Origin of the sequence: Rhodococcus sp. IEGM 1372, assembly GCF_030056835.1 — a bacterium.
Classification (GTDB): Bacteria; Actinomycetota; Actinomycetes; order Mycobacteriales; family Mycobacteriaceae; genus Rhodococcoides.
Window position 1 is genome coordinate 61,133 of record NZ_JASHKS010000014.1, and the last position, 20,822, is coordinate 81,954.

General features: G+C 64.0%; 12 protein-coding genes. All 12 read right to left on the bottom strand.

Annotation, left to right across the window (positions count from 1 at the left end; all coding sequences use genetic code 11):
- Window positions 1-79: 79 nt before the first annotated feature.
- The 12 genes from QM590_RS14090 to QM590_RS14145 all read right to left on the bottom strand — a co-directional run bounded on the left by QM590_RS14090 (window position 80) and on the right by QM590_RS14145 (window position 20,819).
- On the bottom strand, window positions 80-4,036 hold the full coding sequence (locus QM590_RS14090) for a DNA-directed RNA polymerase subunit beta' (protein ID WP_269595372.1): 3,957 nt from the start codon (window positions 4,034-4,036) through the stop codon (window positions 80-82).
- A gap of 95 nt (window positions 4,037-4,131) precedes the next feature.
- Window positions 4,132-7,638 (bottom strand): DNA-directed RNA polymerase subunit beta, encoded by a 3,507-nt coding sequence (rpoB, locus tag QM590_RS14095; protein ID WP_094687957.1) that lies wholly within the window; start codon window positions 7,636-7,638, stop codon window positions 4,132-4,134.
- 554 nt (window positions 7,639-8,192) lie between these two features.
- Window positions 8,193-10,769: an aminotransferase class III-fold pyridoxal phosphate-dependent enzyme gene (locus QM590_RS14100; protein WP_269595373.1), complete on the bottom strand. Its 2,577-nt coding sequence runs from the start codon at window positions 10,767-10,769 to the stop codon at window positions 8,193-8,195.
- A gap of 212 nt (window positions 10,770-10,981) precedes the next feature.
- Window positions 10,982-11,890 carry a hypothetical protein gene (locus tag QM590_RS14105; RefSeq protein WP_269595374.1) on the bottom strand — a complete coding sequence of 303 codons (909 nt, stop codon included), beginning with the start codon at window positions 11,888-11,890 and terminating at the stop codon, window positions 10,982-10,984.
- Window positions 11,891-11,948: 58 nt separating this feature from the next.
- Window positions 11,949-12,641 (bottom strand): hypothetical protein, encoded by a 693-nt coding sequence (locus tag QM590_RS14110; RefSeq protein WP_094641129.1) that lies wholly within the window; start codon window positions 12,639-12,641, stop codon window positions 11,949-11,951.
- An 84-nt stretch (window positions 12,642-12,725) separates the two neighbouring features.
- Window positions 12,726-13,973, bottom strand: coding sequence for an MCE family protein (locus tag QM590_RS14115; RefSeq protein ID WP_269595375.1), 1,248 nt, complete (start codon window positions 13,971-13,973; stop codon window positions 12,726-12,728).
- Complete coding sequence (locus QM590_RS14120) at window positions 13,970-15,238, bottom strand: MCE family protein (RefSeq protein WP_269595395.1); 1,269 nt, start codon at window positions 15,236-15,238, stop codon at window positions 13,970-13,972. Before QM590_RS14120 ends, QM590_RS14115 begins: the two co-directional genes overlap by 4 nt.
- A 29-nt stretch (window positions 15,239-15,267) precedes the next feature.
- Entirely contained in the window at window positions 15,268-16,548 is a 1,281-nt protein-coding gene (locus QM590_RS14125) for an MCE family protein (protein ID WP_269595376.1), read from the bottom strand.
- The gene (locus QM590_RS14130; protein WP_269595377.1) at window positions 16,548-17,546 is read right to left on the bottom strand and encodes an MCE family protein; all 999 of its coding nucleotides are present in this window, start codon (window positions 17,544-17,546) and stop codon (window positions 16,548-16,550) included. The genes QM590_RS14125 and QM590_RS14130 overlap by 1 nt, the downstream gene beginning before the upstream one ends.
- Entirely contained in the window at window positions 17,543-18,610 is a 1,068-nt protein-coding gene (locus QM590_RS14135; RefSeq protein ID WP_269595378.1) for an MCE family protein, read from the bottom strand. The genes QM590_RS14130 and QM590_RS14135 overlap by 4 nt, the downstream gene beginning before the upstream one ends.
- Window positions 18,607-19,962 (bottom strand): MCE family protein, encoded by a 1,356-nt coding sequence (locus tag QM590_RS14140; RefSeq protein ID WP_269595379.1) that lies wholly within the window; start codon window positions 19,960-19,962, stop codon window positions 18,607-18,609. Before QM590_RS14140 ends, QM590_RS14135 begins: the two co-directional genes overlap by 4 nt.
- Window positions 19,959-20,819, bottom strand: coding sequence for an MlaE family ABC transporter permease (locus tag QM590_RS14145; protein ID WP_027498223.1), 861 nt, complete (start codon window positions 20,817-20,819; stop codon window positions 19,959-19,961). Before QM590_RS14145 ends, QM590_RS14140 begins: the two co-directional genes overlap by 4 nt.
- Window positions 20,820-20,822 lie beyond the last annotated feature (3 nt).

Genomic DNA, 20,822 nt, shown 5'->3' on the forward strand with positions numbered 1-20,822 from the left:
CTTTGTCTGCTGGCTCTGTCGTCGTGAGCGGAAACTCGTAGTGGGCTACGAGTTTCTGTGCACGTGCGACGAAGTCGCTCTAGCGGTATTCGTTGGAGAAACCGTAGTCGTCGAGCGGCACGGCAGCGCCGGTTCCCTGGCCGAAGCCGTCCGGGCTGTAGTACTGATCGTCGTACGACGGCACCGCGTATGCCGCGGCACGTGCCTCTTCGGTCGGCTGCACCGTGATGTTCCGGTACCGGTTGATGCCGGTACCAGCCGGGATGAGCTTACCGATGATGACGTTCTCCTTGAGACCTATGAGCTTGTCGCTACGGCAGTTGATCGCCGCATCGGTGAGCACACGAGTGGTCTCCTGGAACGACGCTGCCGACAGCCACGAGTCGGTGGCCAGCGACGCCTTGGTGATACCCATCAGGACCGGACGTCCGGCTGCGGGCTCGCCACCCTCGGAGACGACGCGACGGTTGCTCGACTCGAATTCGCTGCGCTCGGTGAGTGAACCGGGCAGGAACTCGGTGGAGCCGCTGTCGATGATCGTCACGCGACGGAGCATCTGGCGAACGATCGTCTCGATGTGCTTGTCGTGAATCGACACACCCTGCGACCGGTACACCTCCTGGACCTCGTTGACGAGGTGAATCTGCACCTGACGGGGACCCATCACACGCAGGACCTCGTGCGGATCGGCAGCACCTTCCATGAGCTGCTGGCCGACCTCGACGTGGTCACCGTCCGCCAAGAGGCGCTCGGTGCCGTCGTCGTGCTTGAAGACGCGCAGACGCTGACGCTTGGAGAGCTTGTCGTAGACGACCTCTTCGCCGCCGTCGTCCGGAACGATGGTGATCTTGTAGAAACGATCGCCGTCCTCGAGCTGGATGCGTCCCGACACGTCCGCGATCGGAGCCTTGCCCTTCGGCACACGTGCCTCGAACAGCTCCTGCACACGAGGCAGACCACCGGTGATGTCATCTCCGGCGACACCACCCTGGTGGAAGGTACGCATGGTCAGCTGGGTTCCGGGCTCACCGATGGACTGTGCGGCAACGATACCGACGGCCTCACCGATGTCGACCAGCTTGCCGGTGGCCATCGAGCGGCCGTAGCAGGTGGCGCAGACGCCGGTTCCGGTGGTGCAGGTGAGCACCGAGCGAACCTTGACCGACGTGATGCCCGCGGCGAGCAGCGCGTCGATGGCCGGGTCACCGAGATCGTGTCCGCGAGCGACGATGACCGTGCCGTTCTCGTCGACAGCGTCGTTCGCCAAGGTGCGGGCGTACGTGCTGGTCTCGACGTGAGCGTCGCGGATCATCTTGCCGTCGGCCGTCTTCTCGGCGATCGTCGTGACGATGCCGCGCTCGGTGCCACAGTCGGTTTCCCGAACGATGACATCCTGCGAGACGTCGACCAGACGACGCGTCAGGTAGCCCGAGTCGGCGGTACGAAGCGCCGTGTCGGCCAGACCCTTACGAGCACCGTGCGTGTTGATGAAGTACTCGAGAACCGTCAGGCCTTCCTTGAAGGAAGACTTGATCGGACGCGGGATGAACTCACCCTTCGGGTTCGTCACCAAGCCCTTCATGCCGGCGAGCGAGCGAACCTGAGTCATGTTTCCGGCTGCGCCGGACTTCACGATCATCGGGATCGGGTTGTCGTCGGGGAAGTGCGCCTCCATAGCCTTACCGACCTGCTCGGTCGCGTCCTGCCAGATCTTGACCAGAGCGGAGTTGCGCTCGACCTTGTCGAGTGCGCCACGCTGGTACTTCTTCTCGATCTGATCGGCCTGAGCCTCGAAGGTCTCCATGATCTGCGGCTTCTCCGGCGGCACGAGGACGTCGGAGATCGAGATGGTGACACCCGAACGCGTGGCCCAGTAGAAGCCTGCGTCCTTGAGCTTGTCGACGGTCTGCGCGACGACGATCATCGGGTAACGCTCGGCGAGATCGTTGATGATGGTCGACTGACGCTTCTTCGGCATCTGCTCGTTGACGAACGGGTAGTCCGCCGGAAGCAGCTCGTTGAAGAGCACGCGTCCCAGAGTGGTCTGCGCGGTCCATGCCTCGCCGCGGTTCCAGCCGTTCGGGAACAGCTCGTTCTCGATGTCACGCGGCGGGCGCTGCGTGGTGAGACGAACCCGAATCTGCGACTGCACCGTGAGCGATCCACGATCGACGGCCATCTGAGCCTCGGCCGGGGAGGAGTACGCCCCGAACTCGGCCGTGTCGGTCTTGGCGTCGGCGCGCTCGCCGACAGCACCGGCATCGAGACGCGTCAGGTGGTACAGACCCGTCACCATGTCCAGACGCGGCATGGCGAGCGGACGGCCCGATGCCGGCGAGAGGATGTTGTTCGACGACAGCATCAGCACGCGTGCCTCGGCCTGAGCCTCGGCGGACAGCGGGAGGTGGACAGCCATCTGGTCACCGTCGAAGTCGGCGTTGAACGCCTCACACACGAGCGGGTGCAGCTGGATGGCCTTGCCCTCGACGAGCTGCGGCTCGAACGCCTGGATGCCCAACCGGTGCAGGGTGGGTGCACGGTTCAGCAGCACGGGGTGCTCTGCGATGACCTCTTCGAGAACGTCCCACACCTGCGGACGCTGACGCTCGACCATGCGCTTGGCCGACTTGATGTTCTGCGCGTGGTTCAGATCCACCAGACGCTTCATCACGAACGGCTTGAACAGCTCGAGAGCCATTAGCTTCGGCAGACCACACTGGTGCAGCTTGAGCTGCGGGCCGACGACGATGACCGAACGGCCCGAGTAGTCGACGCGCTTGCCGAGGAGGTTCTGACGGAAACGACCCTGCTTGCCCTTGAGCAAGTCGGAGAGCGACTTCAGCGGACGGTTACCCGGTCCGGTTACCGGACGTCCACGACGGCCGTTGTCGAACAGGGCGTCGACCGACTCCTGCAGCATCCGCTTCTCGTTGTTGACGATGATCTCGGGAGCACCGAGATCGATCAGACGCTTGAGGCGGTTGTTGCGGTTGATGACGCGGCGGTACAGATCGTTGAGGTCGGACGTCGCGAAACGTCCACCGTCGAGCTGCACCATCGGACGAAGCTCCGGCGGGATGACCGGGACAGCGTCCAGGACCATGCCCATCGGGGAGTTACGGCCGGCCTGGAACGCAGCGACGACCTTCAGACGCTTGAGCGCGCGCAGCTTCTTCTGGCCCTTGCCGCTACGGATGGTCTCGCGAAGAGATTCCGCCTCGGCGTCGATGTCGAAGGTCTGCATGAGCTTCTGGATCGACTCGGCACCCATGGCACCGGTGAAGTACTCGCCGTACCGGTCGATGAGCTCGCGGTAGATGAGCTCGTCGACGATGAGCTGCTTGGGAGCGAGCTTGGTGAACGTGGTCCAGATCTCTTCGAGACGATCGAGCTCACGCTGCGCGCGGTCACGGAGCTGACGCATCTCGCGCTCGCCGCCGTCCTTGACCTTGCGGCGCACGTCGGACTTGGCACCCTCGGCTTCGAGCTCGGCGATGTCGGCTTCGAGCTTCTGCGCACGAGCCTCGAGATCGGCGTCGCGCTGATCTGCGACGGCCTTCTTCTCGACCTCCATCTCGGCCTCGAGCGTCGAGAGCTCGTTGTGACGGAGCTCGTCGTCGACCGTGGTGATGACGTAGGCAGCGAAGTAGATGATCTTCTCGAGATCCTTCGGAGCCAGGTCGAGCAGGTAGCCCAGACGCGACGGCACACCCTTGAAGTACCAGATGTGCGTGACCGGAGCAGCCAGTTCGATGTGGCCCATGCGCTCACGACGCACCTTGGCGCGAGTGACCTCGACGCCACAACGCTCACAGATGATGCCCTTGAAGCGGACGCGCTTGTACTTGCCGCAGTAGCACTCCCAGTCCCGAGTGGGGCCGAAGATCTTCTCGCAGAAGAGGCCGTCCTTCTCGGGCTTGAGCGTGCGGTAGTTGATGGTCTCCGGCTTCTTGACCTCGCCGTAGGACCACTGACGGATGTCGTCCGCAGTGGCAAGGCCAATGCGAAGTTCATCGAAGAAGTTGACGTCGAGCACGTAACTTCCTTTCCCCGTTATGGGTGTTGTGCTGGAAGAGCAAATGAGAAGAACGCCTCCGGGCCTGCAGTGACGCAGGCCCGGAGACCACTGAACTACTGAGCGAGGTCGTCGACCGTGGCAGCTTCGTTGCGGGAGAGGTTGATTCCCAGGTTGGCTGCGGCACGCTCGAGGTCTTCGTCGTCACCGTCGGCCATCGTGATGGCAGCGCCGTCCGAGGACAGCACCTCCACGTTGAGGCACAGCGACTGGAGCTCCTTGAGGAGCACCTTGAAGGACTCGGGGATACCGGGCTCGGGAATGTTCTCGCCCTTGACGATCGCCTCGTACACCTTCACGCGGCCGACAACGTCGTCCGACTTGATGGTGAGAAGCTCCTGCAGCGTGTACGCGGCACCGTAGGCCTGCATGGCCCAGCACTCCATCTCACCGAAGCGCTGTCCACCGAACTGGGCCTTACCACCGAGGGGCTGCTGCGTGATCATCGAGTACGGCCCGGTCGAACGAGCGTGGATCTTGTCGTCGACCAAGTGGTGCAGCTTGATGATGTACATGTAGCCCACCGACACCGGGTACGGGAACGGCTCGCCGGAGCGGCCGTCGAACAACGTGGCCTTACCGTCGGATCCGACCATCTGCTCGCCGTCGCGGTTGGGAATCGTGCTCTCCAGCAAGCCGGCGAGCTGATTCTCCTTGGCACCGTCGAACACCGGGGTGGCGATGTTGCTGTCGGCCGGAGCCGCCAACATCTCCTCGGGCAGACGCTCGGCCCAATCGGGCTTCGTGCCGTCCGCGGCGATCTGAACGTTCCATCCGGTCTTGCCGATCCAACCCAGGTGGGTTTCGAGGACCTGACCGATGTTCATACGACGCGGCACACCGTGGGTGTTGAGGATGATGTCGATCGGGGTGCCGTCGGGCAGGAACGGCATGTCCTCCTGCGGGAGGATCTTGCCGATGACGCCCTTGTTGCCGTGACGGCCTGCGAGCTTGTCGCCGTCCTGGATCTTGCGCTTCTGAGCCACGTAGACGCGGACCAGCTCGTTGACGCCGGGAGGCAGATCGTCGTCGTCGTCGCGCGAGAAGACGCGGATGCCGATGACCTTTCCGTTCTCGCCGTGCGGAACCTTGAGCGAGGTGTCGCGAACTTCGCGAGCCTTCTCACCGAAGATGGCGCGCAAGAGGCGCTCTTCGGGGGTCAGCTCGGTCTCGCCCTTCGGCGTGACCTTTCCGACCAACACGTCGCCGTCACGAACCTCGGCACCGATACGGATGATGCCGCGCTCGTCGAGGTCTGCGAGGACCTCGTCGGAGACGTTCGGGATGTCGCGAGTGATCTCCTCGGCACCGAGCTTGGTGTCGCGAGCATCGATCTCGTGCTCCTCGATGTGGATCGAGGTGAGAACGTCCTCTTCCACGAGGCGCTGCGACAGGATGATCGCGTCCTCGTAGTTGTGGCCCTCCCACGGCATGATCGCCAGCAGCAGGTTCTTGCCGAGTGCCATCTCACCGTTCTCGGTGCAGGGGCCGTCGGCGAGGACCTGGCCGGTCTCGACGCGCTGTCCCTCGTCCACGATCGGACGCTGGTTGGCGCAGGTGCCCTGGTTGGAGCGCGCGAACTTACGCATCCGGTAGGTCTTGCGAGTTCCGTCGTCGGCCATGACCGTGACGTAATCGGCGGAGACCTCTTCGACGACACCGGTCTTCTCGGTGATGACGACGTCACCGGCGTCGACAGCTGCACGCAGCTCCATGCCGGTCCCGACGATCGGCGACTCGCTGCGAACCAGCGGGACGGCCTGACGCTGCATGTTCGCGCCCATCAGGGCACGGTTGGCATCGTCGTGCTCGAGGAACGGGATCATCGCGGTTGCGACGGACACCATCTGGCGCGGCGAGACGTCCATGTAGTCGATGTCGTCGGACGAGACGAACTCGACCTCTCCACCCTTACGACGGACGAGAATCTTGTCCTCGATGAAGTGACCCGAGTCGTCGACCGGAGAGTTCGCCTGCGCGAGCGTGTGGCGATCCTCCTCGTCGGCGGTCAGGTAATCGACATCGTCGGTGACCTTGCCGTCGACGACCTTGCGGTACGGGGTCTCGATGAACCCGAACGGGTTGACGCGTGCGTACACCGAGAGCGATCCGATCAGGCCGATGTTCGGGCCTTCCGGGGTCTCGATGGGGCACATGCGGCCGTAGTGCGAGGGGTGCACGTCGCGGACCTCGAGGCCGGCGCGCTCACGAGAGAGACCGCCGGGTCCCAGTGCCGACAGGCGACGCTTGTGCGTCAGACCCGACAGCGGGTTGTTCTGGTCCATGAACTGCGAGAGCTGGGACGTTCCGAAGAACTCCTTGATCGCAGCGACGACGGGACGGATGTTGATCAGGGTCTGCGGCGTGATCGCCTCGACGTCCTGAGTCGTCATACGTTCGCGCACGACGCGCTCCATGCGGGACAGGCCCACGCGGATCTGGTTCTGGATGAGCTCGCCGACGGTACGCAGACGACGGTTACCGAAGTGGTCGATGTCGTCGACCTCGACCGGAACCTCGACGCCGTCGGGTGCGGTCATCGAGGTCTCACCTGCGTGCAGACGCACCAGGTACTCGATGGTCGCGACGATGTCTTCCTCGGTGAGGGTCGACGCCACGATGGGCTGACCCGAGTTGAGGCCGAGCTTCTTGTTGATCTTGTAGCGACCCACGCGAGCGAGGTCGTAGCGCTTGTCCTTGAAGAACAGGTTCTCCAGCAGGGTCTGCGCCGACTCCTTGGTCGGCGGCTCGCCCGGACGCAACTTGCGGTAGATGTCGAGGAGTGCCTCGTCGGTACCGGCGGTGTTGTCCTTCTCCAGCGTGGCCATGAGGATCTCGGAGAAGCCGAAGCGCTCCGTGATCTGCTCGGTGGACCAGCCGAGAGCCTTCAGCAGCACCGTGACGGGCTGGCGACGCTTGCGGTCGATGCGGACACCGACGGTGTCGCGCTTGTCGACGTCGAACTCGAGCCATGCGCCGCGACCGGGGATCACCTTGACGCTGTGCAGGTCCTTCTCGGTGGTCTTGTCGATCGAATGATCGAAGTAGACGCCCGGCGAACGCACCAGCTGCGAGACGACGACACGCTCGGTGCCGTTGATGATGAAGGTGCCCTTGTCGGTCATCATCGGGAAATCACCCATGAAGACCGTCTGGCTCTTGATCTCACCGGTGTTGTTGTTGATGAACTCGGCCGTGACGAACAGCGGAGCCGCGTACGTCATGTCCTTGTCCTTGCACTCATCGGTCGAGGCCTTGACCTCGTCGAATCGTGGGTCGGAGAAGGAGAGAGACATCGAACCCGAGAAGTCCTCGATCGGAGAGAGCTCGGTCAGGATGTCCTCGAGTCCACCGGCGACACTGCTGTCTCCGCGGGCGGCGGCACGGTCACGCCAACTTTGCGCACCTACCAGCCATTCGAACGAATCCGTCTGTACATCGAGGAGACCGGGTACCTCCAACGGCTCGCGAATGTTCGCGAACGAAACCCTCCTCGGGGCTCCCGGTGTTCCGACAACTGCCTTGGTCTGGCTAGAGACTGCCAAGATGCGTCCTTCCAGCACCTCACGCGGGTCGCTCGTGCAGTGCGACCGCCGCTGTATCTGTTTGCTATATGTGGGGCGAATTTCGGCTGGTGCAACCAGACCGAATCCCCATCACAGCGGCCCGAAAACGTGCTTTCGGGTAACAGCGATCGAGAGGTGGACAGGAGGCAGCCAGCGCAACGTCCAAAGGTACCCCAAATGTGCGCACAGCGCAACGGGGGCATCAAAAGTAGCACCCGGGGTCCATTCACGCGCCGACTCGACGAAAGCGTGTCGCCTGCCGAACGCCCAGAACCACTGCGCTCATCGAACCACTGCGCTTCCGAAACCACTGGGGGTGCTCCTGACGACAAGAGTGAACCGTGCCGCCCCCTTCGTCAAGAGGTTCGGCCCGATCCGTTTTCCGAGAGACTGCTCTCGACCCGGCCGCGTCAATGAACCACTGCACCGCCGAGACGTGTGCAACGGTCCATTGACGCAGTCGGGAGGACGCAGTCGGGAGGACGCAGTCGGGAGGACGCAGTCGGGGGCGGGCCACCCGGCGGGGACACCGACGCACCCGCCCCTGCCGACTACCGGTCGGCCTTGCGCCACCGCGTGGCCTCGGCGAGCGCGAACCCGTGGACATCCGCCAGCTCACCCAACCGCTCGACACTGTCGCCGTCGAGGGTGGTGCCGATGCTGCGCAGTCCGAACTCGCCCGACAACGCGATCAGCATCGTCTCGGCCATGCAGGCATACGTCAGACCTGGAGCCAACCCGTAGGTCAACCCGAATTCCGAACCCGACGGCACCCGCACGATGCCGCCGTCGAACACCGTCACGTCGGGCCGCTCACTGCGCACGTCCCGGCCGATGTTCGGCGGCTGCGCAACATCGCAGACGATGGCACCCTCCATCAGATCCGTCGGATCGATCAGCGCATGCGGCGCCGATGTCGCAGCGATGACGATCAACGAATCCTTCACCGCAGCAACAGAATCGGTGAAGAACTCGACATGTCGCGACCTGATCAGATCGTCCAGATCACCGTCGACCGCGTGCGCGGCACCGGCCAGATCTCCCGAACCCGTCCCGGCCCGAGCGCACGCCACCATCTCCTGCGCGGCCGCCCACAGCTTGGGTGCGACGACCGAACTCTCCCCCTTCCTGCCGACCAACACGACGGCGCCGACCTCGCCGGCCAACTGCATGCCGATCGTTCGCCCGATCGCCCCGGCGGCACCGAGAATCGTCACCCGAGCCCGCGCGACATCGATACCGCGTTCACGGCACACGCGTCGAACAGCCCGCAGACTCGCCGCAGCGGTGAACGTGTTGCCGGTGGTGATCGGTCGCGTCGTCGCGCCGAGGCCCAACCCGTTCCCGGTGATCACCGACGAATAACCGCCCAACCCGACCACCGTCGCACCGCGTGAGATCGCCAGGTCGACGGCACCGCCGACCACCCGCAGCGCCTGCTCGGTCGGCAGATGCAGCAACTGCTCGGAGGTGTACGGCAGCCCGATCAGATCGCCGTGCGCCGTCGCCTCCTCACCCCCGACGACTCGGCCGCTGCCGATGACGAACGACGCAGGTTCGAGCTCGGACGTCGATGCCGCGAACCGCTCGAGCAGGTCCTGCCGCTCGCCGTGGTCGAACACCTCCAGCGCCGGATCGAACGCAGCGAAGAATCCGAGATCGAGAGGATGCGCGATGAACGCGAAGCGTCGATCGGCCTGTCGCACAGGGATATCGGGCGTCCGACCCGGGCGCAACGCCTCGAGCGCGGGCGGAGTGGCGACGGTCGGTCGGCCCAGCAGATGCCCGAACAATCCGTCCAGGTCCCCCACCGCCGCATACCCCAATGCGCGATCCAACGCCGCGACCAGCCGCGAGCACTGCACCGCCGACACCGTCAACGGTGGTTCGATCCGAATCACCCTGTTACCGAACAGAGTCGGAGCCACACGTATCCCCTCTACATCGAGCAGGTACGAGCAGATCACCACCGCCAGATTGTGTTGATCGGCAATCGATCCCAGCAACGACTGCCGCCCGACGAAGTTCACGTCCGCGGTGAGTTCCAGGCCCAGCAACAGTCCGCGACCGCGCACCACGGTGACCACCGACGGATATTTCTCGGCCAGCACGGAGAGATCGTTCTTCAGCTGCCGCCCGAGAACGGCCACGGTCTGCACCAGAGCGCAGTCGTCTCGAGTCAACTCGTCGAGTACCGCGATACCGACCCGCGCGGCCAACGCGTTCCCGGCGAAGGTCGACGTGTGACGGAGCGCGAAACTTTCGTCCACCAACCTCGGCGCACACAACACCGCACCCACCGGCACGATCCCTCCCCCGAGCGCTTTGGCCACGGTGAGAATGTCCGGCACCACACCATCGTGCTCGGCGGCGAACATCCTGCCGGTCCGGCCGAGCCCGGTCTGCACCTCGTCGAGAGCCATCAGCACCCCGTGCCGATCACAGATCTCCCGCACGCGGCGTAGGTACCCGTCGGGTGGACACACCACCCCGCCCTCACCCTGGATCGGCTCCACCAGAAACACCGCATAGTGCCCGGGTGCCACCGCCAGGGCCGCGTCGAGCGCGTCCGAATCACCGAACTCGATGTGATCGAATCCCTCGACCGGTGCACCGAAACCGCTCTGGTACTTGATGTTTCCCGTCGCAGACAAAGCGCCGAGAGTCTTGCCGTGAAAACCGTTCCCGGTGGTCAGTACACCCAGCCGACCGGTGTGCGCTCGCGCGATCTTGAGCGCCACCTCGGTAGCCTCGGTACCACTGTTGACGAACGTCGTCCGCGTCAATCCGTCGGGTGCGATGCGCCCCAACCGATCTGCCAATTCACCCGCTGCCGTCAGCACCGACGGCTGCACGAAGATCGCCTCCCCGCTGCATCGAACATCGTTGATCGCCTGCCAGATCGGAGTGGGGCCGTGACCGAACGGCAGCGCCCCGTATGCACCCGCGAAGTCCAGATAGCGTCGACCCGCGGCGTCGAACAGAACCGTCCCGTCGCCCCGCACGTACTCGCGATCCAAGTTCAGCGCAGACAACAGCCGATACAGTTCGGGATTGACGTGCTCGGCAAAGCCCGAACGACCGGACCTGGATTCCAGCGCGAAATAATCGATGGTTGTGTCAGTCATGACCTGCATGCTCCGTTTTCATCGGATCCACCCCTGGCTGTCGAGCGTCTATTGGTTGTCTCGAACAACCAGGGCTCGCCCCAAGCCAGGACGCAATCGCGATGGTAACTCGGTGGCCAGCCGGTGACAGACGGCCGAAAAGCGCACGAAAAAGCCCCGTCCGAGCAGGAATTCTGCGTCGAACGGGGCCGGATCGAGTGCTGTTGTGACGCCTACTGATCGTCGATTGCCGACAGCTTCCAGGTGCCGTCGACCTTCTCCATGTTCACCGTCAACGGGCCCTCGGCACTACCCGATGCGACACCGTTCTGCGTGGCACTGATGTTCACGTTGGCGATCAGTTCCGCCATGCCATCCTCCAGCCGCGAGACGCCGATATCGGTGACCATAGCTTCGGTTCCCGTATCCGTCTGCACCACAGCCGATTTGGTGGTTTCCGCGGTGGAGTTGAACTCGTCGAGCATCGACTGATTGAGCACCGCACGAGCGGCATCGAAATCGGCGTCGATCGTGGCGGCCTTGTACGTGTACAAGGTTTGCAGCGCGTCGGTCGCGGCCGAAGTGACTTCCTGCGTCGCCGCGGAATCCACCCAGGCTGCGTTGTCGATCGTGGCGAACGGCTTGAACGCGGCAACGGCAGCGAACGCACCGAGCACAACGGCTATGACCGCAACGACGATGACGTGCTTGTAGCCGATCCCCGACGCCGACGCCGACGCGGCGGCAGAGTCGGTCGACGCGGAATCAGCTGCGGACTTGTCGGTTGGCGGCTTGTCGAGCACAGGCTTGTCGGTTGCCGGCTTCTCGAGCACAGGCTTGTCGGTAGCGGGCTTATCGGTTGCCGGCTTGTCGAGCACAGGCTTGTCGGCAGCGGGCTTATCGGTCACCGGCTTCTCGACAGCAGGCTTGTCGAGCGCGGGGTTGTCGGCTGTGGGCTTGTCCGATACGGGCTCGGTGGGCGGTGTCGTGGTGACCGCCGAAGTCTCGGTCGCAGCGGACGCCTCGGCACCGGTCGAGTCCGTGGCGGAGTTGGCAGCAGTCGGCTTCCCGGTACCGGCCACCTTCCGGCGAACTTTGCTGGTGGTGGTGGGTGGAACGATCTTGCGACGCTGGGGAGGCACTACAGAACTCCTTCGAAACTCACTTCGGTACAGACGGAAAACACCAATGCCGGATCTCTCAATTGCCGCCGGCGTCGGGCTGAGGAGCCGGCGTCGCTTCCGCACTGGGGTCGGCCGCATTCGGATCGACCGCATTCGGGTCGGCGGGGCCGCCCGGTTCGGTCGGGACAACGGGATTGGTGTTCGGGTTGTCGAGCGAGATCCGTGAACCGATGGGGTCGACCTTGTTGGTCTTCCACACCCCGTCGACCTCTTCCATGGCCAGACGCATCGTCAGCTTGCTGCGCTCGACGCGATCGGGCCACGTAGTGGTCGTCGCGATGACCACGAGGGCGGTGGCGGTGTTCTCGTCCGTGCTCAGCTCGGTGAGCGTGCCGTGCAACACTTCGGCCTCGCTCTTGGCACCGGACTGACGAACCTGATCGGTGATTCCCGAGCGAGTCTGCTCGAGGTCGTTGAGCATCAGGTCGCCGGTGATCGACGACTTCATGTTGTCGAACGACTGATCGATGGCTGCTGCGTCGACCGTGTTCAGGTTGACGGCGGCCTGCTGAGCTCCGGTCAGCGCCGCGTCCCTGGTGTCCGCGGTGGGCTTCTGGCTCAGTAACGCATTGCCCCAGCCGTAACCGAAGAACACTGCCGCCGCGAGAGCGGCAACGGCGATCACCGTGACGACGGCCAACAGGATTTTCGCGGTCTTGGTGCGCCCTGGAGTCGCTGGGGACTCCAGGGCTTCGGTGCTCGAGTTCACACTTTCCACCCTACTACTCGGTAATATCCGGCCGAACCACTCTCGGCCCGACGGCAGTGCTGAGCAGCAGTTCCACCGATTTCACTACTTCGGCGTGACGCCGATCAGCGGTGCCAACTGGGTGGCGATGGGGTTGAGGTTGAGCTTCTCCGGATCGACCTTGGGCTTGAGGTCCCACGGCTGCGGCACGTCCGGATCGGCGAACACGATGCGGTTCGCGGACCGCACACCCGTGACGCTGCCCTGCGGTGTCGCGCAGTTCGCGTCGAGGTTCAACGGGTAGTTCTCCCGAGTCGGATCGAAGTTCGGGTTCTTGCGCTTCTCCTCGTCGAGGATCGCCTGCGAACCCTCGTAGCCCACCGTGCAGGGCGGCGGGTTGTTGGTCTCGAGCAACAGACCCTGACGGATCGTGCCGTCGTTCGGGACGATCGTCGAGATGCCGGCACCGAGGGCAGGCAGGAACGTCAGGAACGGACGAAGCGCGACGTACCGCGGTTCGGCCTGAGCAGCAACCAAGGCCAGGTTGTTGATGTCGGTGGTCAGAGCCGGACCGGCATCGGTGATGAGACCGCCGAGCTGATCGCCTGCCGCCGTACCGGTATCGATGAGGCGGCGAATGTCCGGATCGCTGGACTTCAACTGAGCCGTCACTTCGTCGAGGCTGGTGCTGAACTGACGAATCAGATCCGACTGCTCGGACTGCGTGTTCAACACCGGCACCGCGTCACGCACCAGCGCAAGCGTCTCCGGCAACGCCTCGTTGCCGGCCTCGGAGATGTTCCCGAGCGAATCGACGAGAGACGCCAGATCTGCGCCCTTACCGTCGAATGCGACGCCGAGTTCGTTGACGACCCGCGTCAGCGTGTCCAGCGGTACCGACCGGACCAACGTGTTCGTGTTGGCGAGGACGTCCTCCACCGGCACGGGCGTGGTGGTGTCGGCCTGCGCGATCTGCGAACCATCGACCAGGAACGGCCCCTGATCGGTGTCGGGCTGCAAGTCGACGTACTGCTCACCGATCGCAGACCGGTTGGCGACAACGGCCTTCGTACCGGCCGGGATGTCCGGCCCACCGTTGTCGAGCATGAGCGCGACCCGGACGCCGTCCTGCGTCAGTTCCAGATCCCCGACGGCTCCCACCGGAACACCTCGGTAGGTGACCTCGGCATTGGAGAAGATGCCACCGGAATCGGCGAGATTCAGATCGACCTGGTACTGCCCGAAGCCGAGCATGTTGTCCAGGCGCACGTACTTGGCACCGACATAGACCAAGCCCAGTACGGCGACCACGACGAAGAGGACCAATTGAATGCGAACCAGTCTCGATCTCACTGTCCAACTCCGAATCGCTCGAGCAGATCGTTCAACGGTGCCAACGGATCGGCCGGTGCGGGCGCAGCGGCCGCGGCAGCCTGCTCGTTGGCCGGGGCACCCGGGCCCGGAACCGGTGACGGGACGATCGGCGGCAACGGCAGCAACGAGATCGTCGGCCAACCCGGCCGAGGTCCGTTTCCGTTGTAGTACGGATTGGACGGGTCGACCACCGGCAGCGTGTTGCCGTACTTGGGCTGGACGTAGACCGGATCGCCCTCACCGACGCCGAAGTTACGCAGCGCAGTTCCGATCGACAGGTCGAGTGAGAGGAACAGGTTGGCGGAGTTGCCCTCGATGATCTTCTCGGTGCCGTCGGCGAACGGCAGCGTCGGAATGACCGAAAGCGAGCTCACCACGTCGTCCGCCGAATCGGCCAGGGCCTGGAGCGTCGGGCGCAGTGCCCGCAGGTCTGCGATCAGATCGTCCTTGGAACGGTCGATCACGTCGGTGCCGACGGCTCCGAGGCGATCGAGAGCTCCGAGCATCTCGGTCAGCTGCGGACGCTGCTGCTCGAGCACCTCGGTGGCGATCGGCAGGTCCTTCAGTACGGCGTCGATCTTGTCGGTCTGCGTGTTGACCCGGCCGCTGAGAGTGTCGAGACCGTCGATGGCGCGGGTGATGTCGTCGCGCTGCTGGTTGAGGCCGTCGATCAACGTGTTCGCCTGCTGCAGAAGCTCTTTCGTCTTGCCTTCGCGACCGTCGAACGCAGTGCTCAGTTCCTTGATGATCGGCGAGAGCTGCCCGACGCCGCCACCGTTGAGCAGCAGCGAGAGCGCACCGAGTACCTGCTCGATATCGGTGGCATGACGGGTTCGATCGAGCGGGATGGTGTCGCCGTCCTGCAACCGCGCTGCTGCCTCGTCACCGGGAGGTGCCGAGAGCTGCACGAACTTCTCACCGAGCAGGTTGGTCTGCTGCACCGAAGCGATCGCATTGGCAGGCAGATCCACGTCCGAGTTGAGGATGACGTCGACATCGGCCGTCCACCCCTCGTTCGGTACGGAGATGGAGGCGACTCGGCCGGCCGCCACACCGTCGACCTTGACGGTCGACTGCGGGACCAGGTCCAGCACGTCGTCGAACTGCACCGTCAGGTTGAACGGGTTGTCACCGACGTCGGCACCACCGGGGAGCGGGATGGCGTAGATGCCTGCCGACGAACATGCCCCGGCGGACAACGCCACCACACATGCGCCTGCACCTACTACCAACGAACGCTTCACGCGGGCTCGATTCCGATTCACAGAGGTCATCACTGTCCTCCTCCGATGAGCGACCGGTCGAGACCTGGCATGGGGGTGGACCCCAGTCTCGGCGAGACGTTGCCCGGCACGGTGCCTGGCACGGACACGTTCTGCTCGATGTCGTTGGTGAGAACGCCGAACGGCAGCACGATCCGGTTCTGGTCGGTGATGGGTGCCTGGATCATGTCGGTGAGGTTGGCGCACTGATCGATGATCGGCTGAATCTGCGCACCGAGGGCCTCGAAGCGAGGATCACCGGGCACCAGCTTGCCGAGGTCGAGCAATCGGCAGACGGTGCCGAGCGGATCCTGGGTCTCGTTCTGGAGATTGGCGCGCGTGGCCAGTGTGCCGGACTCGGCATCGTAGGCGTTGACCAGGTTGCTGATGGCCAGCGGCAGCAACGTCAGGGTCTGTACCAGTTGCTCGCGATTGTCCGCGAGAGTCTGGGTCGGCACCACGAGACCGTTGGCGGTATCGGTCAGTTCAGTGCGGTTGTCCGCAACGAAGGTGGCCACGTCACCGAGCGAGACCGACAGCTGCTGCAGCGCGGCACCCAACTCCTCTCGCTGACCCGACAGGAAACCGGTCAGGTCGGCCAGTTGCGTGTTGAAGCTGCGGACCTGCTGATCGTTGACGGCCAGAGCACTGACGAACGTCTGCAGATTCTTGATCGTGTCGAAGACGTCGCTGCGCGAATCGCTCAGTGTGCGACCGGCCGCCGACAGCTGAGTGATGCTGTTGCCCAACGCTTCACCGTTGCCGTCGAGATTGGCCGCGCCGGTGTTCACCAGGTCGGTGAGCGCGCCGTCCTTGTTGGCGCCATCTGGCCCGAGGGCAGTGGAGAGGTCGTTGATGGACGAGTACAGCTCGTCGACCTCGACGGGTGTGGCCGTGCGATCGCGACCGATCGTCGTTCCGCTGGCCATCGTGTCGCCGACGCTGTACGCGGGGGCGAGCTGGACGTAGCGATCGGCGACGAGCGACGGGGTGACCTGTACGGCCTTCGCCTCGGCCGGGATATCGACCCCACGGTCGACTCGCAGGACGACCTCGACGTCTTCACCCAACGGTGTGACCGATTCGACGGTACCGACCTTGACGCCCAGTACTCGGACCTCCGAGCCGGAGTAGATACCGACCGACTTGTCGAAGTACGCGGTGATCTTGGTCGAGCCGGCCCTGGTGAAGAGCCACCAGCCGGCAACTGCGACGACCAGAGCCACGATCACGACGACCGCGATCAGCGCGATCTTGTTCTTGTTTCTCGGCGCTGTCTGAGTCTCGGTCATCAGTTGCCTGCCAACTTGTCGACCGAGGGCTCGCGGTAACCAGGTATCAACGGAACTCCGGGTGGTGTGAGGTTGGCCAGGACGATGTCGAGCCACCGGCCGTTACCGACCACGTTCGTGTACAGCCGAATGAACGGCTCGTACAACTTGAGTGCGCGGTCGAGATTGTTGTTGTTGCGTTGCAGGGTCTCGATGACGCCGTTGAGCTGCTGCAGCATCGGGTTGATGGTGGCCTCGTTGTCACGAACCAGACCGGTCAGCTCCTGCGATACGCGCTGCGTACCACTGAGGAGCTCGGAGATGGCCTGCTGCCGATTGTTGAGCTCTTCGAGCAGCGGACCTGCGTCGGTGATGAGCTGGTTGAATTGCTCGTTGCGGTCGGCCAGCACCTTCGACGTCTCACCGGTGGCCTCGAACAGCTTCTTGAGCTCCTCATCGCGACTGGCCACGGTCTGCGACAGCCGGGTCACGCCGTCGAGCGAGGCTCGGATGTTCGCCGGGGTCTCGGAGAATGCGTCGGACAACGTGCGCATGCTGGTGGCGAGTTGGTCCGTGTCGATGTCGTTGATGGTCGACGCGGCAGCCGAGAACGCATCGATGACGTCGTACGGGGACGTGGTGCGCTCGAGCGGAATCGGGTCCTTGGGGCTCAGTGTCTCCGGTCCGCTCGGGTCGAGCGCCAGATACTTCTGCCCCAGCAGGGTCTTGATCGCGATGGCGGCCCGTGACTCGTTTCCGACCCACGCGTCCTTCACCGTGAAGTCCACGAGCACCCGGTCGCCTTCGAGACGAACGTCGGTCACCTTGCCGACCTTGACGCCCGCGATGCGAACCTCGTTGGAGGGCTTGAGTCCTGCGGCCTCGCTGAACTCCGCGGTGTACACCGAACCCGCACCGATGATGGGGAGACGGTCGAGAAAGAAGACCGACATCGTGGCGAGCAGGATGATCACGATTCCCAGTCCACCGATGGTGGCCGGACTACGTCGAGATGTCATTGCTTGATCCCCCCAGCTTTGCAGCGATCGGCCGAGTTCGTGTACAGCGGCTGGTTTACGGTCGGAAGCCCGGTGGGCAGATTCAGGTTCGGCGAGTTACCCGGTCCGGCGACGATGTCGATACCGCACAGGTAGAACGTGAACCACGATCCCTGCTGGGCCGTGCGAATGAGCTTGTCGAGTTTGACGGGCAGAATTCCGAGGACCGTGTCCACGTCGTCGCTTCGGCGGTTGATGGTCTCGGACAGCGTGTTCAGCGCCGTGACAGATCCCTGGATCGACGGCCGAGTCGGCTCGAGCAGGTCGGCGGTGGCGTTGGTCAGACCCGCGAGCGAGGTGACGGCGGAGCCGACGACCTCACGGTCGGCCGACAGACCCGAGACCAGCTGCTGGGTGTTGACGATCAAGCTGTCCAGCTGACCGTCGTTCTGGTTGACCGTCGCCAGCACGTTGTTGAGATTGGTGATGACCTGGCCGATGACCTGGTCCTTGTCGGCGACGGTGTTCGTCAGGGTCGCCGTGTTGGTCACCAGTTCGTTGATCGTGCCCGACTCTCCCTGGAACACCTGGATGATCTGGTACGACAGCTTGTTGACGTCGTCGGAGCTCAGGGTGGTGAACAGCGGCCGGAAGCCGTCGAACAGCGTGGTCAGATTCACCGCAGGCTTGGTCCGTTCCAACGGAATGGTGGCACCTTCGGTGATCTTGCGGCCCTGGTCACCCGAGCCCTGCTCGATGGCGATGTAGCGCTGGCCCACCAGGTTCCTGAACCGGATGGTCGCCGTCGAACTGGCGGGCAGCCAGTCGCGACTGCTCAGCGTGAAGTCCACTTTCGCTTCGCGCTCGTTGGCGATCTCGATCGAGTCGACCTGGCCGACGCGAACGCCCGCGATGCGAACCTCGTCGCCCTCGTTGAGTGAGGTGACGTCGGTGAAGACCGCCGAGAACTTGCTACCGCCGCCGCCACTGCTGTTGGCGATGGTGAAGGCAAGGGTGGCCGTAGCAATGATCGTGATCACGGCGAACACGATCAGTTTGATGATCGGCGCGAGAAGGCCTCTCATGGCACGGTCACCTCCACTCCTCTCATCGCCGGTGCGCCGATAGCGGCTGCCCACGACGGAACACTGTCTGGTGCAACACCACTCGCCTGTCCGTAGATCACGGCGAGAGTGTCACGCTCGAAGTCCGAGCCCTCGTAGCTCGCAGGCTGCGCGGATGCGGCGACCGCGGGAACGATGGAGCTCTGAGCCGACTTGGGCGGCCCCTGCCCTTCGATCACCTGCGGTCCCGGGTTGCGGGTCGGCACCTGGTAGGAGCCGTCGTTGATCGAACCTCCCGGGTACTGCGGGAAGAACTCTCCCGGTGCTGCGGGTTCGAAGCAGGTGGCTCCGCGATCGTCGAACAAGCGCGGCTCGTCCTGGTTCGGCAAGTAACGGCCCTTCGGGTTGACGAACGATGCGGACACGTTGATGCCGGGGTACTCGTCGCCCTCGCCGAGCACGATCTTGCCGCGCCTGGCACCTTCGGCGAACTGAGAGAACGTGCAACCGAACGTCGGGGAGAACTCGGCCAGCAGCTCGAGAGCTTCACGAGAGTTCGCGGCCAATCCGATCAAGTTCTCGGAGTTGGTCTGCAGGAAGTCCGCGGTGGTGTAGGACGCCGAGGTCAGCGAGCCGTACAGCGTTTCGAGGCTGGACTGCCGCTCGACCACGGTGTTGCCCGTCGTCCGCAGGTTGTCCAGCGCCGAAATCAGTTCGGGCGCAGCGTCGGCGTAGGTCTCCGAGAAGTCCGCCAGCCCGACCAGCGTCTGCTGGATGTTCGGCAGCTCCGTGTTCAGCCCTGACACGACGTTGGTCAGGTTGTCGATGGTCTGTCCGAGCTGCTCGCCGCGTCCACTGAGTCCCTGTGCCAACGACCCGAGGGTGTTCGCCAGGTCCTGCGGCGGGATCGCCTGCAGCAGGGGAAGCAGGCCGTCGAGCAACTGCCCGACCTCGATGGCGTTGCCGCTGGTGTCCTGCTGAAGAACCGTGCCGTCGGTGATCGGCGACGCGGAATCGTTCTCGGGCAGGATCAGCGACACGTAACGCTCACCGAACAGAGTCTTGGGCAGCAACCGCGCCGTCGCATTGGACGGAATCAGTGGAGCCTTGTCCGGGTCGATGGCCAGCTGCGAGGTGACGACTCCGTCGACGGTGGACGCCGAGCGCACCTCGCCGACGATCATTCCGCGCACCTTCACATCGGCGTTCATCGGCAGAGCATTTCCGACCGAGTCGGTTTCGAGGCTGACGTTGACCACCGACTTGAACGTCTTGTTGTAGGACGTGATGCTCCATCCCAGAAACAGGATGAGCACCAGGAAGAACGCCAAACCGAGCAGTACTCGCTTCAGTCGCGACGGCGAGTCGATCATCCCGCAACCCTCACTGTGGTGGTCGTGCCCCAGATGGCGAGGCTCAAGAAGAAGTCCAGCACTGCGATCGTGACGATCGCGGTACGAACGGCACGGCCAACGGCCACACCGACACCGGCAGGTCCGCCCGAGGCGTGGTAGCCGTAATAGCAGTGGATCATGATCAGGACGAAGGCGAATATCAACACCTTCAGGAACGAATACAACACGTCTTCCGGAGGTAGGAAGAGGTTGAAGTAGTGGTCGTAGGACCCCGTGGACTGCCCGTTGAAGATGGTGCTGATCCCTCGGGACGCGACGTACGACGCCAACAGTCCGACGATGTAGAGCGGGATGACGGCCACGAAGCCGGCGATCATGCGGGTGGTCACCAGGAACGGCACGCTCGGTACCGCCATCACCTCGAGGGCGTCGATCTCCTCCGAGATCCGCATGGCACCGAGCTGGGCGGTGAAGCCACAGCCGACGGTGGCCGAGAGCGCAAGTCCTGCGACGATCGGCGCAATCTCACGAGTGTTGACGTACGCGGACAGGAAGCCGGTCAGTACCGAGCTACCGAGCTGCTCGAGTGCTGCGTAGCCCTGCAGCCCGACGACGATGCCGGTGAAGCCGGACATCATCACGATCACGCCGATGGTTCCGCCGATGACGGCGAGCGCACCGCTGCCGAAGGTGACCTCCGCCAGCAGGCGAAGCACCTCCTTCTTGTAATGCACCGCGGTCTTGGGAATCCACCCGATGGCCCGCAGGTAGAACGACATCTGCTCGCCTGCACGGTCGAGCACGTTGAGCGGGGCATTGCCGACGCGCTTGACGCGCATCAACGTGCGGTCACCGCGACCTCTTGCGATCGTCATCGC